Origin of the sequence: Arthrobacter zhaoguopingii (assembly GCF_009828605.1) — a bacterium.
Lineage (GTDB): Bacteria > Actinomycetota > Actinomycetes > Actinomycetales > Micrococcaceae > Arthrobacter_D > Arthrobacter_D zhaoguopingii.
Genome location: NZ_WIAE01000013.1, coordinates 35,967 through 50,740, shown reverse-complemented (window position 1 = coordinate 50,740; position 14,774 = coordinate 35,967). Strand labels below are relative to the sequence as shown.

11 protein-coding genes and 1 riboswitch are annotated in these 14,774 nt (G+C 68.6%); of the genes, 3 read left to right on the top strand and 8 right to left on the bottom strand.

Features of this window, described 5'->3' with window-relative positions:
• Nucleotides 1-18 precede the first annotated feature (18 nt).
• From GVV77_RS15050 to GVV77_RS15040, 3 genes are all read right to left on the bottom strand, one after another.
• Nucleotides 19-852 carry a carbohydrate ABC transporter permease gene (locus tag GVV77_RS15050; RefSeq protein WP_120167494.1) on the bottom strand — a complete coding sequence of 278 codons (834 nt, stop codon included), beginning with the start codon at nucleotides 850-852 and terminating at the stop codon, nucleotides 19-21.
• Between the two features lie 77 nt (nucleotides 853-929).
• Nucleotides 930-1,868, bottom strand: a complete 939-nt coding sequence (locus GVV77_RS15045; protein WP_133403618.1) for a carbohydrate ABC transporter permease — start codon at nucleotides 1,866-1,868, stop codon at nucleotides 930-932.
• The gene (locus tag GVV77_RS15040) at nucleotides 1,852-3,915 is read right to left on the bottom strand and encodes a beta-galactosidase (protein WP_159619712.1); all 2,064 of its coding nucleotides are present in this window, start codon (nucleotides 3,913-3,915) and stop codon (nucleotides 1,852-1,854) included. The genes GVV77_RS15045 and GVV77_RS15040 overlap by 17 nt, the downstream gene beginning before the upstream one ends.
• A 199-nt stretch (nucleotides 3,916-4,114) precedes the next feature.
• Between GVV77_RS15040 and GVV77_RS15035 the strand changes: the two genes are divergently transcribed.
• Nucleotides 4,115-5,131 (top strand): LacI family DNA-binding transcriptional regulator, encoded by a 1,017-nt coding sequence (locus GVV77_RS15035; protein WP_159619710.1) that lies wholly within the window; start codon nucleotides 4,115-4,117, stop codon nucleotides 5,129-5,131.
• Between the two features lie 125 nt (nucleotides 5,132-5,256).
• On the opposite strand, the gene GVV77_RS15030 is transcribed toward GVV77_RS15035, so the two are convergent.
• Together GVV77_RS15030 and GVV77_RS15025 are read right to left on the bottom strand one after the other, a co-directional pair.
• On the bottom strand, nucleotides 5,257-7,404 hold the full coding sequence (locus tag GVV77_RS15030; RefSeq protein WP_159619708.1) for an alpha-galactosidase: 2,148 nt from the start codon (nucleotides 7,402-7,404) through the stop codon (nucleotides 5,257-5,259).
• A gap of 101 nt (nucleotides 7,405-7,505) precedes the next feature.
• Nucleotides 7,506-9,236, bottom strand: a complete 1,731-nt coding sequence (locus GVV77_RS15025) for a sensor histidine kinase (protein WP_159619706.1) — start codon at nucleotides 9,234-9,236, stop codon at nucleotides 7,506-7,508.
• Between the two features lie 181 nt (nucleotides 9,237-9,417).
• On the opposite strand from GVV77_RS15025, the gene GVV77_RS15020 reads away from it, so the two are divergent.
• Nucleotides 9,418-10,176, top strand: coding sequence for a response regulator transcription factor (locus GVV77_RS15020; RefSeq protein ID WP_159619704.1), 759 nt, complete (start codon nucleotides 9,418-9,420; stop codon nucleotides 10,174-10,176).
• A gap of 82 nt (nucleotides 10,177-10,258) precedes the next feature.
• Here GVV77_RS15020 and GVV77_RS15015 read toward each other — a convergent pair whose 3' ends face one another.
• The 3 genes from GVV77_RS15015 to GVV77_RS15005 all read right to left on the bottom strand — a co-directional run bounded on the left by GVV77_RS15015 (nucleotide 10,259) and on the right by GVV77_RS15005 (nucleotide 13,498).
• Entirely contained in the window at nucleotides 10,259-11,545 is a 1,287-nt protein-coding gene (locus GVV77_RS15015) for a glycoside hydrolase family 26 protein (RefSeq protein ID WP_159619702.1), read from the bottom strand.
• Nucleotides 11,546-11,560: 15 nt separating this feature from the next.
• Nucleotides 11,561-11,635, bottom strand: a riboswitch (cyclic di-GMP riboswitch).
• Nucleotides 11,636-11,773: 138 nt separating this feature from the next.
• Nucleotides 11,774-12,346, bottom strand: a complete 573-nt coding sequence (locus GVV77_RS15010) for a dihydrofolate reductase family protein (protein WP_159619700.1) — start codon at nucleotides 12,344-12,346, stop codon at nucleotides 11,774-11,776.
• Between the two features lie 81 nt (nucleotides 12,347-12,427).
• Nucleotides 12,428-13,498, bottom strand: coding sequence for a LacI family DNA-binding transcriptional regulator (locus GVV77_RS15005; RefSeq protein ID WP_201291467.1), 1,071 nt, complete (start codon nucleotides 13,496-13,498; stop codon nucleotides 12,428-12,430).
• 177 nt (nucleotides 13,499-13,675) lie between these two features.
• Here GVV77_RS15005 and GVV77_RS15000 point away from each other — a divergent pair, with 177 nt between their 5' ends.
• Nucleotides 13,676-14,764, top strand: coding sequence for a mandelate racemase/muconate lactonizing enzyme family protein (locus GVV77_RS15000; RefSeq protein WP_159619698.1), 1,089 nt, complete (start codon nucleotides 13,676-13,678; stop codon nucleotides 14,762-14,764).
• The last annotated feature ends 10 nt before the right edge of the window (nucleotides 14,765-14,774 follow it).

Here is a 14,774-nt window from a genome sequence, read left to right as displayed (position 1 = left end):
AGGTGTTGGTGCTGGAAGCTACTTGACGCTTCCAGCGCCCAGCCCGCTGCTCCAGAAGCGCTGAAGCGCAAGGAAAGCTGCGATGAGCGGGAGGATTGAGACGAGGGCTCCAACGATCACGAGGACCCTCAATTCGGGAATCTGGCTGATCTGGCTGTTCCACGCGTAGAGGCCCAGGGTCACCGGGAACAGGGTCTGGTCGCGGAGCATGATCAGGGGCAGGAAGAAGTTGTTCCAGATCGCCACGAACTGGAACAGGAAGATTGTCACCAGCGCCGGCGCCATCAGGCGGGTGGACACGGTGAAGAACGTCCGGATCTCCCCGGAGCCGTCGAGCCGGGCGGCTTCGAGCAGTTCGCCGGGGACGCTGGCCGCCGCGTAGATGCGGGCGAGGTACACGCCGAACGGGCTGACCAGGCTCGGGAGGAACACGGCCCACAGGGTGTTGGTGAGCTTGACCTCGCTGAAGATCAGGAACAGGGGCAGGGCCAGGGCCGTGGCCGGCACCAGCACACCGCTGAGCACGATGTTGAAGATGGCCTCGCGGCCCTTGAACTCGTACTTGGCCAGGGCATAGCCGCACATGGCGGCGATGATGGTGCCAAGGAGCGCGCCCAGGCCGGCGTAGATCGCGCTGTTGAGCAGCCAGCGCCCGAACACGCCGTCGCTGTAGGTGAAGAGCCTGCCGATGTTGCTGAAGAACGTCGGGATCGACTCCATGGTGAACCACAGCGGCGCCGTGCCGGTGATCTGGCCGCCGGTCTTCGTCGAGGAGACCAGCAGCCACCAGATGGGGGTGAGGAAGTACAGGGTGAAGACACCCATGATGAGCATCGCCCCGGTGCGGGACATGATGCTGTGCCGGGGGCCGCGGGGGGCGCTTCCCCTGCGCATTGACTTTCGGGTTGAAACTGGGGCCGCTGCTGCGCTCACTGGCTGACCTTCCGCTGGGTTGCCTTGAGGAAGACGAAGGAGAGGATAAACGTTGCCAGGGCCAGCACTACGGAGAACGCTGCGGCAAGGTGGTAGTTGGGCACCGACGCCGTGGTGTACACCGCGAGGTTCGGGGTGAAGGTGCTGCTGATGGCCGAGCTGAAGCTGCGAAGCGTCTGGGGTTCGGCGAGGAGCTGGAGCGTACCGATGATCGAGAACACTCCGGTGAGGATGATGGCCGGCACGACCAGGGGGATCTTGATGCGCCAGGCGATCTGGATGTTGCTGGCGCCGTCGAGCTTGGCGGCCTCATAGATTTCGGTGGGGATGGCCAGCAGCGACGAGTAGATGATCAGCATGTTGTAGCCCACGTACACCCACGTCACGACGTTGGCGATGGCCCACAGGACGAGCTCCGCGGAGAGGACGTTGACCTCCGAGGTGATCAGCCCGAACGGCGAGAGCGTCGGCGAGTAGAGGAAGCCCCACATGATCGCGGCGATGACGCCGGGAACGGCGTAGGGGGCGAAGAACGCGAGGCGGAAGAACTTCTTGCCCTTCAGCAGCGGGGAGTCCAGCAGCAGGGCGAACAGCAGGGCCAGGCCGAGCATGATCGGAACCTGGACGACGCCGAAGAGGACCACCCGTCCCACGGACCGCCAGAACTCGGTGTTCTGGAACACCTGCTGGTACTGGACGAAACCGCCGAAGACCTCCTGCGGTGCCCCGAAGGTGCCCTCCCGCTCCACGGTCAGGAGCGACTGCACCACGGCGAAGACGATCGGGATGGCGTAAAACGCCAGGAACAGGACGGCGAACGGCGCGATGAAGAGGAGCACGGCGCGGCGCTGGGCCGCGAAGGTCTTGGTTCTCCGGGGTTTCTGCGCCCCCTTGGCCAGTGCCGGAGAAATGCTTGAACTAGTCACTTTCAACATCCTTTGAGCCTGTGGGGAGGCCATTGGTTGGGTGGGCGGGGGTGGAGGTGCAGACAACCCGTACGGCGCCTGCGGGGACCACGACGACGTCGGCAACTTCCTCACCGACAATCAGTTCCTGGCCCTGGATTGCGTGTTTGTGTTCTTCGTGCGAGTGGTTGATCAGGAAGACGTAGCTCCGGTCCCCGCTGGAGCGGACGACCGTCTCCAGGCCCTCGGGGGAGGACGCGACGGTGATCCCGGCGTCGACGGCGGCCTGGGAGAGCGTGTCGCGCAGCGCCGCCGGCTCGAGCGCGGTGGCGAGGTACCAGGCGGTGCCGGCGCCGTGCCGATTGCGGGTGACGGCGGCGGTGCCGGCAAGGTGGCCGCCGGTGAAGGAGACCATGGCCTCGGCTCCCTCGAGGCGCAGCGCCTCGCTCCACAGCGACGCCGCGGTGCCGTTGTCCAGGGCCGGTGCGTCGCCGGGAGCCAGGGGAAGGAATTCCTCGGTGCGGATGCCGAGCAGTTCGCGGTACGCGCCGGGGTAGCCGCCGGTGCGGACCTTCTCGTTCTCGTCGACAATGCCGCTGAAGAAGGTCACGAGCGCGTGGCCGCCGCCGGCAACGTAGTCGGCCAGCGCCGCGGCGTCGCTGTCCCGCACCAGGTACAGGCCGGGCACGACGGCGAGCTTGTAGGCGGAGAGGTCGGCACCCGGGGCGACGATATCGACGGTGATGCCTGCCTCCCACAGGGCCTTGTAGGCGGCGTGGACCTGATCGAGGTAGGCGACGTCCGAGGACGGGTGGGACTCCCGGTCGTAGGCCCACCAGGCTTCCCAGCTGAAGACCAGGGCGGCCTCGGCGGTCACGGTGCTGCCGCCAACCTCGGTGAGGCGTTCGAGGATGCCGCCCAGTTCGACGACTTCCTTCCAGACCCGAGAGTCGGTGCCGGCGTGGGGGAGCATCGCGGAGTGGAACTTCTCGCTGCCCTGGACGGAGGCGCGCCACTGGAAGAAGCACAGGCCGTCGGCCCCGCGGGCGAGGTGGGTAAGGGAGTTCCGGATCATTTCCCCGGGTGCCTTGGCGATGTTGCGCGGCTGCCAGTTCACGGCCGAGGTGGAGTGTTCCATCAGCAGCCAGGGCGAGCCCTGGGCGAGTCCGCGCGTGGCATCGGCGGCGAAGGCCAGTTCCATGGTCGGTGCCTCGAGCCGGTGGTCGAGGTAGTGGTCGTTGGCGATGACGTCCATGTGCGGCGCCCAGGACCAGTAGTCCTGGGTGCGGATGTGGGCCGTGACCATGAAGTTGGTGGTGACCGGCACGGTGCTGTGCTGCCGCAGGATCTCCGCCTCGGCCGAGTAGTAGCCGAGCAGTTCGTCGGAGCTGAAGCGGTGGAAGTCCAGGACCTGGGTGGGGTTGTACGCGGAGATGGTGGTGCGCGGAGGAAGGATCTGGTCCCACCCGGAATAGCGCTGCGACCAGAAGGTGGTACCCCAGGCGGCGTTGAGCGCGTCGAGGGTTTCATAGCGGTTGCGGAGCCAGCCGCGGAAAGCGGACGCGGAGACGTCGCAGTAGCACAGGGCGTTGTGGCAGCCGAGTTCGTTGGAGACGTGCCAGAGCCGGACGGCGGGGTGGGCGCCGTAGCGGCGGGAGACCTGCTCGACGAGGCGCAGGGCGTGCTCGCGGTAGACCGGGGAGCTTGAACACCAGGCCTGCCGTCCGCCGGGCCACGCCCGGACTCCATCGGCGGACTGGGGGAGGATCTCGGGGTGCAGGGTGGTCAGCCAGGCCGGGGTGGAGGAGGTGCCGGTGCCGAGGTTGACGCCGATTCCGTGCTCGTGGAGCAGGTCGAGGATTTCATCGAGGCGTTCGAACGAGTAGATCCCGGGCGAGCTTTCGAGCTCGGCCCAGCCGAAGATATTGATGGCCACGAGGTTCACGCCGGCCTGCTTCATCAGCTGGACGTCTTCCTGCCAGACCTCACGGCCCCACTGCTCGGGGTTGTAGTCGCAGCCGTAGACGAGCTTTCCGTTTCCGGACAGCTCCGTGACTGGATATTTGTTCAGGTTCAACCCTGCTCCTTCGGCTTGCTCTGCACGTGCAAGACGAGAAGGGGCCTCGTTGCCTTGAACGCTCTGTGAACGCTCCCAGAAACCGCGGAACCGAAGTCCTCTGCAATTTCTGGGAGCGTTCACAGCGTAGCAACGGCCCCGGAGGCTGTCAACGGCTGAGCGGCCTCCGGGCAGCCGGAGGCTCGGCTACAGTACAGATATGTCCCTCACCCGAATGCGAGCACGGCGCGCCACGATCAACGACGTCGCCGACGCTGCGGGGCTGTCCCGGGGCACCGTCTCCCGGGTGGTCAACGGGGAGAAATATGTCTCGGCGGAGGCGCGGATGGCCGTCGAGGCGGCGATCGCCCAGGTGGGTTACGTGCGCAATACGGCGGCCCGGAACCTGGTCACCCAGGAGTCCCGCGCGATCGGCCTGATCATCCACGAGCCGCATTCGCTCCTGTTCGAGGACCCGAACATCGGCTCGATCCTGCTGGGTGCCAATGAGGCTCTCTCCAAGGCCGACTACCAGCTGGTCACCCTCATTATCGACTCCGACCGCGACAGCCACCGGGTCGCCGACCACCTGCGTGGGGGCCTGATCGACGGCGCCGTCATCGTGTCGGCCCGCGCCTCGGATCCCATTGCCGCCGCCGTCGCCGACATCGGGCTGCCGGCCGCCTTCGTCGGGCATCCCGACGGCACCCCGGACCTGCCGTACGCGGCGATCGACAATGTCGAGGCGGCACGCACGATCACGAGCAGGCTGCTCGGCACCGGCCGCCAGCGCGTCGGCATGATCGCCAGCGCCCTGGACCGCGACTCGGGCCAGGACCGCCTCGCCGGGTTCCGGGCCGCGATGGGGGAGCGGTACAACCCCCGCCTGGTGGTTGAGTACCCCCTCTACACCTACGCGGCCGGCTTCGAGGGCATGCAGAAGCTGCTCCGCCGCGACCCGTCGATCGACGGCGTGTTCGCCGCCTCGGACGCGGTGGCCGCCGGCGCCATGACCGCGCTGCAGGAGGCCGGACGGCGGGTGCCCGAGGACGTCGGCATTGTCGGCTTCGACGACAGCAGCTGGGCCCTGCGGTGCCGGCCCCAGCTCTCCACCGTGCGCCAGCCGGCAGGGCTCCTCGGCACCACCGCGGCCGAACTGGTGCTCGCCCAGCTGATGGGCCTGCCCAGCTCGCCGCGTGTGCTCGAGACTGTCGTCATGTGGCGCGGTTCGGCCTGACCGCAGACCGCGCCTGACCGCAGACCGCGCCTGACCGCAGACCGCTCCTGACCGCAGACCGCGCCTGACCGCAGGGCCGACCCCGACGCATCAGGACCCGGTGAACGGGAGGAACTCCGGAGCGACTAGCCCTCGGCCCGCCTCAGCTCGATCAGGACCGACTGCTCCGGAAACAGCACCGGCGCTTCAAGGCCCACCGAGCCCAGCAGACGCCCGCTAAGCGACAGCGGGGAGCCCTCGGCCGCCGCCTGCACCCAGGCCAGGGCCGACTGCCCGTTCCCCGGAAGCTCGCGGTGGGGCGCTGCGAGCGAGATGCTGTAGGTGCCCTCAGGGTCGAGCCCGGGAAAGACGATCCGTCCCGGAGGGTAGCTGGCGCTGGAGGCGGTCAGTGAGTAGCCGAACAGGGCCGATGAGCCGTCGCGGGCGACGACGCCGCGCACGTCCATCGCCGGGTCGGGAAGGTCCGCGTAGACGGTGTGCCCGGTGTGGAGCACGTCCCGCCACGCCTTATGGACCTCGATCCACTCCGCCAGTGCGGCGGTGTCCTCGGCGCTAAGGTCCGAAATGTCCCATTCCACACCGAAGTGGCCGAAGACGGCCGTGGCGGCGCGGAAGGTCAGGCCGTGCGCGCGGCCGGTGGAGTGGGAGACGGGCCCGCCGACGTGCATGCCCATCAGCTCCGGCGGCACCAGGAGCCCCGTGTACTTCTGGTTGGGCAGGCGTTCGATGGGGTCGATGCAGTCACTCGTCCAGATGCGGTCGGTTCGAGCGAGGATGCCGAGGTCCACCCGGGCTCCGCCGGAAGCGCAGCTTTCAATCTCGAGGCCCGGGTGGCGCTGCTTCAGCTCGTCGAGCAGGCGGTACAGCGCCAGGACATTCTCGTGGATGACCGCGTGGCCGGTGCGCGCGTCAGCGCCATCGAGCACCTCGCGGTTGTGGTCCCACTTGACATAGGAGATGTCGTTTTCGGTGAGCACCGCGTCGATTGACTTAAGGATGTAGTCGTAGGCCTCGGGGTTCGCCAGGTTGAGCACCTGCTGCTGACGTCCGGGCACGGGCAGGCGGCCCTCGGCCTGGATGATCCAGTCCGGATGGCTGCGCGCCAGGTCGGAGTCGGGGTTGACCATCTCGGGTTCGAACCACAGCCCGAACTCCATCCCGCGCGACTTGACGTGGTCGATCAGCGGGGTCAGCCCCTCGGGCCAGACCGCGGGGTCCACGAACCAGTCGCCGAGCCCGGCTGTGTCGTCCCGGCGGCCGGAAAACCAGCCGTCGTCCAGCACGAAACGCTCGATGCCGACGGCGGCGGCCTTGTCGGCGAGGTGGGTCAGGCGCTCAAGGTTGTGATCGAAGTAGACCGCTTCCCAGGTGTTCAGCGTGACCGGGCGCGGGCGCCGCGGGTGGTTGTCGCGGAGCCGCAGTTCCTGGTGGAAGCGGGCGGCGAGCGCATTGAGCCCGTGGCCCCAGGACCCGAGGGCCTCGGGCGCGTCGTACCGGTGCCCGGGTGCGAGGACGATCTCGCCGGGGAGCAGCAGCTCCCCGGCGCCGAGGAAGGCCTCGCCGGTCGGCGTCTTCTCGACGAGCAGCTGGTGGTTCCCGCTCCAGGCGGTGTGGACGGCGTGGACCAGGCCGCGCTGGAACCCGAAGGCCGGTTCACCGGCGCCCAGCAGCAGGGTCGCGTCGGCACCGGGGCGGCCCTTCCTGCTCTCCCTGCGGTAGCTGCCCGCCGTGAGGGCATGGCGCTGGGGGCTGCGCTCGCGCAGGTGCCGGCCGGTGGTGTCCAGGACCTCCTGCGCACTGGCCGGAAGGGGGAAGATGGCCAGCAGGGAGCGGACTTCGTAGGCGATGTCGGCAGTGTTGACGACGCCGAGGCGCTGGCGGAACAGGCCCGCTTCGGTGACCGTCAGCTCGGCCTCGAGGGTCAGGCCCGCGACGGCGTCGACGGCGGTGAGCCGCACGTCGTGCGCCGTGGACTGCAGGTCGGTGGTGGTAAACGCCGCGGAGATGAACGACCCGCCGCGGTGCCCGGTGAAGCCGGCGGTTCCCTGCCAGCCGAACGACTCCTGTGGAACCAGGGTCAGACGGGCCGGGATGTCGATCCCGCCCGAGACCCGCTGCGGGCGGAGGGCCGCTGCGAGGGCAACAAGCTGGTCCTCGGCGATGTCCCCCAGGGCCTCGCCCCAGTAGAGAACCGCCGGGAGACCGTTGGTGGTGGTGTCGAGCACAACGCTTGTGCCCGAACGCGAAAGGTGAAGAACGGGGGAGGACTGCATTCCTCATTTCTACTGCAAAACCGGGAACCGGCGTCAATCACCAGGCAGTGCCGGAGCGCTCCGGCGGGCCGTCCGCCACCGGCGCCGGCCGGGACTCCCGGCTAGGCCGGAAGGTCGGCCGGCGCCGGGTGGTCCGGAAGGGTGACGGTGAAGCGGGTGCCCCGGCCGAAATCGCTGCTGCAGGAGATCGTTCCGCCGTGGCCCTCGACGATGGCCTTGGTGATGGAGAGGCCGAGGCCCGTGCCGGGAATTTCCGATTCCCGGGCCGAGCGGGCGCGGAAGAACTTGTCGAAGACCCTCGCGGCGTCCGCCGGGGTCATTCCGGAGCCGGTGTCCTCGACCGACAGGACCACCTCGTCGCCGTCGGGCCGGGCCGTGATGGTGACCGTGCCGCCCTCCGGGGAGTACTTGATCGCGTTCGACAGCAGGTTGTCGATCGCCTGGGAGATCCGCTGCGGGTCGGTGTGCGCCCACAGCGGGGAGGGCACATCCACCCGGATGGTGATCCCCCCGGTGCGGGCCTGGGCGCTCAGAGAGCCGACGCTGGAATCCACAAGGCCCGCGATGTCGGTGCGGCGGGGGTGGATGCTCAGCGCGGCGGAGGCCGACAGCAGCAGGTCCGAGACGATCTCGAGCAGGCGCTCGGCATTGCTGTGGGCGATGTCCAGGTAGTAGGCGGTGCGCGGCGGCACCTCGTCGCCGGAGTCCTGCGCCAGTTCGAGGTTGCCGAGGATCGAGGTCAGCGGCGTCCGCAGCTCGTGGGAGACATTGGCGATCAGATCGTCCTTTGCTGCGATCGCCTCGACCAGGCCGGTGACATCGCTCGAGGCGATGACGGCGCCGCTGAACTCGCCGGAGTCGCTCTTCATGGCCCGCGCCGCCGTGGAGAGGGCCCGCTGGTCGCTGCCCTGCCCGATCCAGATCAGGTAATCCGCGAAGGACTCGCCGTCGACCGCCCGGCGCACCGGGCGCTTGGCCTCCGGCAGGACCGTCCGCTGATCCTGGCCGAACAGTGCGAGCGCTGACTCGTCGGTGCCGGAGCTTCCGGAGGGCAGGGCGAGCCGGTGGAGGAGGTTCTGCTGGTGGTTGGTGAGGATCGTCTCGCCCTCGGCATTGACCGCTACGACGCCGACGTCAATGGTGTCCAGCACCGTGTGCAGGAGCCGCTCGCGCTCCTTGCTCGACTTGAGCAGCTCACGCAGGATGGCATCCTTCTTCATCAGTTGCCGCTGCTGCAGTGCTACATTGGCGGTCGCGAAGCGGACCGCGAGCGCGACCGCGAGCAGTGTCACGGGGAGGAAGACCGTGCCGCTCAGCTCGGCCGCGGTGACATCCGGGAGCTTGGCCAGCAGCGGAAACCCTACGATCAGCAGGGGCCCGACGAAGCTCATGAGCACCGCCAGCCAGCCGAGGATGCCCGCGGCGGCCAGCCAGATGACCGGGAAAACTGCGAGCGCACCGAGGCCGGGAAGAATTTCCAGCCCGCTGTTGCGGGTCACGGCAATCGCCAGCAGGTCACCGACCGGGATCAGCAGGGGGGCGGCCTGGGGCAGTCTCTCCCAGGGGATCAGCCAGCAGATCAGGAACAGCGCCGCGTGGATGGCGAGTCCGAGCTGGAACCAGGGGAGGCTGAGCAGTCCCGGCCAGATGCTCGGCGCGGCCAGCACGATGCCGATGACGATGACCGTCAGGGGCAGCTGGCACAGGCCGATCCGGACCCGCGGACCGAGCCGCCGGAAGTAGAGGTTCGTCTTTGTGGTCGGGGTGGACTCGACGGGCGGAGGCTCATACAGAAAGGCTGGACGCGCGGGTTCCGTATGAAGAGAGGACATTTCTCTATTATTGCTCCCGTACGGGCAATGAGGTGCAGAAATTCGGTAAAGAAACTGCGGCAATCTTGCGTAACTTACTTAACACGAACTTCCCTTGTAGCCTGTAAAACAATCACGGGTCTCAAGGTGCACGAGGGTGAATACGTTTCACCACTCCCGGCCTCCGGCGTAAGGGAAAAATATGGGTGAGCAGGGGACTGCCGTCGTTATTGAAGACGACGAGGATGTGCGCAATCTCTTGAGCGCTGTCCTCCAGCAGTCGGGGTTCGAGGTTCACTCAGGGGCGACGGGGCGTGACGGGGTCCTCGCGGTGCGCGGCAACAGCCCCACGGTGGTGACCCTGGACGTCGGACTGCCCGATATCGACGGTTTCGAGGTGCTCCGGCGCATCCGGGCGTTCAGCGACTGCTATGTCATTATGCTGACCGCACGCGCCGATGAACTGGACACCCTCATGGCCCTTCAGTCCGGCGCCGACGATTTCCTCACCAAGCCCTTCCGGCCCCGCGAGCTGAGGGCCCGGGTCGCTGCCATGCTCCGGCGTCCGCGGGAGGCCGGAGGGCCGGCCGGCGCATCCCCCGAGGCGGGGGCGGCTCCGCAGCAGCCGGTGCTGCGCCACAACGGCCTCGTGCTCCACCAGGAGACCCGCACGGCCAAACTGTTCGACGCCGAAATCAGTTTAACGCGGAGCGAGTTCGATTTACTTCATGACCTTATGCGCAGCGGCGGGTCGGTCCGCACTAAAGCCGATTTAGTCCGTGTCGTGCGCGGCGAGCAGTACCGCGATGCGGCTTACGTTAGCGATGTGGACGAGCGGGCTGTCGAAGTGCATATCGGAAATCTTCGAAAGAAGCTCCGGGAAGATCCCCGCCAGCCCGCCTGGCTGGTGACCGTCCGGGGCGTGGGATACCGGCTGGCCCCGGAGCGGGTCGAGAACTAGAAGTCCCCACATTGCGGAAATTCCGGGCTTTCCACTCCGGTCGACCGCCCGGAGCGGAAGGCGGGTCCGCCCCGGGGACGGCTCAGCCCGCGGGAGGCCGGGCGGCGAGCGCCTGTGCCAGCGCAGACGCCGAACCGGCGCTGCTGTTGATCCGCCAGTCGGCTTCCTTGGCGAAGTGGAACCAGACCAGGGCCGTGACGTCGGGCTGGGCCGCGAGGTAGCGCACCAGGGACGTGTTCCAGCCGGACTTCGAGCCGCCCGCCTCCGCCGATGCGGTCTCGGCGATCAGGATCTGCTTCCCCGGGGCGAGCCGGCGCAGCTCCGCAAGCCCTTCTCCGAACAGGGCATCGGGCTCCACCCAGGTGCTCCACGAGGCGGAGGCGCCCCAGTTGTAGCCGTCGAGCGCGACGGCGTCGACGTACTGGGCTCCGGGGTAGAGCTGATCCAGGGGCGTCGACCCCCAGTACGGCACGTTCGGATTCCATACCCAGGAGATATTGGAGGCGCCCGTGGAGGCCACGACGTCGTGCACATGGCGCCACGCCGCCGCGTAGTCGCCGGCCTCGTTGCCGTTGATCCCTTCCGCCCAGGGGTACCAGTTGCCGTTCATCTCGTGGCCGAAGCGCAGCATCACCGGGTGGCCCCACTGGGCCAGGGCGGAGCCCCACTGTCGCAGGTACGGGTCGAAGTCCCCGGCGGTGATGCGGTCCAGGGAGTAGGCGGGCTGGGCGGTGCCGCCGCCCCAGAGCCAGGGTTCCCAGGTCAGCAGGGTCACGGCACCGCGGGAGCGGACGGCGTCAAGCTCGGCCAGCGGCGGGGCCTGGGCGAAGTCCTTGTAGGACAGGACGACCGACGGCGCCTCACCGGCGAGCACGGCCACCTCGTCCAGCTCACCGGCGGCCATCGGACCGCCGGGGGTCCCGGCGCCGAAACGCAGCGGCGCCGCGCGGATCCCCGGCACGGGGGCGGGTCCGGGGGGCGGGGCGTAGGTCAGGGTGAAGGGCGCAGAGGCGAGGCCCGAGCCCGCCCGTGCCTCGATGAGCACCGGGCTGCCGGCGTCGGGAATGACAATGCCGGCGGTGAAGGATCCGGACGCGTTGGCGGTGAAGGGAACGGAGGCCGTGCCGGCGGTGAGGGTGCCCTTCGACTTCTTGGGGAATCCGGTTCCGGAGACGGTGACCAGCGACCCGGCGGGTCCGCTGGAGGCGCTGAGGGAGATGGACGCCGTGGCGGCGTGCGCCGGCTGGAGCGCCCCGGGTCCGAGCGCCGCAACGACGGCGGCAAGGCAGAGGGCGAGCGCGGTGCGGAGCAGGCGTGCCGCCAACCGGCGGGGGGCGGGCAGGGCGGTGCCCGGGGAGGCATCGTGCATGAGAGACCTTTGCTGTTCGGAAGCCCGGCTGACCGGAAAGGCCCCGTGGCTTTGCGTCACCGGCTCGCACCGGTTTTGCCCTTGTCGAAAGCGGGGCCGCAGCCGCCGCTGGAGGGCAGGTTCGCTGCCGCCCTCCCCTCCATTCTCGAACCGCCGGGAGAGCGGCACCAGAGGATTATCCGCAGGAAAGGCACAGGAAAAGCGCGGCATCCGGGCCTGGGCGGGTGCCTAGGAGGGATTGGGCTGCCAGCGGGTGACTTCGTAGGTCAGGTGGGCGAACTGGGCGAGCTGCTCCGCGCTGCGCAGGTTGAGCCGGTCCGACTGGATAAAGCGTGGCAGCAGCGGCGCCCCGGCGTCGAGGGTGACCGGGGCGATCGCCACCTGCACCTCATCGAGCAGGTTGGCGTCGAAGAACTGGCCGGCGAGGTCACCGCCGCCCATCAGCCAGATGTCCTTGTCCCCCGCAGCCTCGACGAGCTGCGGGTAGACGGCGCCGGGCTCGCCGCAGACGAACCGCACATCGGCGCCGTCCGGCCGGGGAAGGTCCCGGTTGGTGAAGACGAACGCGGGGCGGTTCCCGTAGAACTCCCGCCACCGTCCGGGGCGCTCGAGGACGCCTTCGGCCTCGAGCATCCACTCATAGGTCTTCGACCCCTGGACCAGGACCGTGATGCCGTCCAGGAAGTGCCCCTGGTGGTAGGGCTCGGGCTGATCCACGGCGAAGAGCCAGTCCATCGAACCCTCCCCGTCGGCGAGGAATCCGTTGAGGGAGGAGGCGGCTCTGTAGATCGTTTTCGTCATGGTGCGGGTCCCTTCGGTCCGGTGCGCTAAGACTAGCGCCTGGGGGCCGCCGAAGGGCCGCCCCCGAAGGAGGGATCCGCTTTAAGACGGCACGTTTGCGGCGCCGGCGGACGGTCCCGAACGCGGCGGCCCGGTGGACCCGCGCACCACCACCTCGGGGGCGCCCGGCACCAGCACATCCTCGGGGGGTGCTCCTTCGAGCTGGGCGCAGAGTGCGTCGACGGCGGCCTGCCCCAGCTCCATCAGCGGCATGGCGATGGCCGTCAGGGGAGGGTGGAGGAACCCGGCGAGGGGGAGGTCGTCATAGGAGATGACCGAGATGTCCTCGGGAATGCGCAGCCCGGCGGCATGGACGGCCGAGAGGACGCCGATCGCCTGGTTCAGGGTGCTGGCGTAGATCGCGGTGAGGTCGGGATGGTCCGCCAGGAGCCGGGTGGCTGCGGCATAGCCGCCCTGCTCGTTGAACTCCCCTGATTCGATCGAGGGTTCCGGAATCCCTGCCGCCACCGCGGCGCCGAGCAGCCCCGCCCGCCTGCTGACGGTCGGCGCGAGCTGCTCCGGACCCGAGACATGGCCGATCCGACGGTGCCCCAGCGCGAGCAGGTGGTCGAGGGCAGCCTGGCTGGCCGCCTCGATCTGCAGCGAAATGTTCCGCCCGGAGCCCGCGACGACCCGGTTCACGAACACGTGCGGAATCCGGGAGTCGGGCAGCATGCCCAACAGCGGGTGGTCGGGGCGCGCCGAGGCGATGAGGAGCCCGTCCACCCGGTGGCTCGCCACGAGGTCGGCGAACTGCCGGTCCACGCCGGAATCGGCGGAGTCCTCCGCCAGCAGCATGGCGAAGCCGCGGACCCGCGCCTGCTGGACGGCGCCGCGGGTGATGCGGGAGTAGACCGGGTTGGTGAGGTCCGGGATGAGCAGGGCAAGGGCGCGGGTACTGGCGCCGGCCAGGGCGCGGGCGCCGGTGTGCGGCTGGTAGCCGAGGTCCCGCACCGCGTCGAGGATGCGCGTGCGGGTCTCCTCCCGGATGGAAAGGGTGCGGTCGTTGTTCAGGACCCGGGAAACGACCGATTTTGTGACACCGGCATGGTTGGCCACGTCAATGAGGCGGGACCGCTGTTTCGGGTGGAGCGGAGCGTCGGCGTCGCGCACTGGACCTCCCTTCGATGCATGCGGCAGTCTGATTCTGCCATAGCAGCAGATGTGATGTTGACCTCACCCTGGAATCGCCGTAGGGTGGACGCCGCCGGGGAAAACCGGTTTTCTAGGCGTCGGACGGCCCTCCGGGGAATGGCCGGCTCCTCGGTACCCACGTCCAAAGGAGTGACCATGGCCAAAGTCGAAACAATGCAGACGGACCTTTACCGGATCCCCCTGCAGCAGACGCTGACCGACAGCATGCACGGGGTGATGCTGGATTTCGAACTCATCACCGTGCGGGTGACCGACAGCGACGGGGCCGTGGGCCTGGGCTACACCTACACCGTCAACCACGGCGGCGCGGCCGTGGCCGTGATGATCGACCGCTACCTCGCGCCGCTGCTGCAGGGCCAGGACGCCGACCGCATCGAATCGCTCTGGCAGCAGATGTGGTGGGCCCTCCACTACGCGGGCCGCGGCGGACATGTGACCTCGGCGATCTCCGCAATCGACATCGCGCTGTGGGACCTCAAGGGCAAGAAGGCCCAGCAGCCTTTGTGGCGCCTCTTCGGCGGGTTCGACCCCAAGGTGCCCGTGTACGCCGGCGGGATCGACCTTCAGCTGCCGATCGAGGACCTGCTCGCCCAGGCCGACGGCTACCAGGAGCACGGGTTCCGTGCCATCAAGATGAAGGTCGGACGGCCGCAGCTGCGCGAGGACGTCGCCCGGGTGGCCCGGATGCGCGAGCACCTCGGAGAGGACTTCCCCCTGATGGTCGACGCGAACATGAAGTGGAGTGTCGACGAGTCGATCCGCGCCGCCCACGCGCTCGCCGACTTCAACCTGGTCTGGATCGAGGAGCCCACAATCCCCGACGATTTCGCCGGGTACGCCCGCATCGTCCGCGAAGGCCGCCAGCCGATCGCCGGAGGCGAGAACCTCCACACCCTGTACGAGTTCCAGCAGGCCATCACCGCCGGTGCCATCACCTTCCCCGAACCGGACGTCAGCAACTGCGGCGGCTACACCACCTTCCGGAAGGTCAGCGCCCTGGCCGAGGCGCACAACCTCCCGGTCACCTCGCACGGGGTGCACGACCTCACCGTCCACGCCCTGGCCGCGGCACCCAACCGCACCTACATGGAGGCCCACGGATTCGGGCTCGACGCCTACCTTGCCGCGCCGCTGCGCATTGAGGACGGCTTCGCCGTGGCGCCCGAACTTCCCGGCCACGGCGTCGAGCTGGACTTCGCGTCCCTCGAACGGGTGCGTGCATGACGGTCGCGGA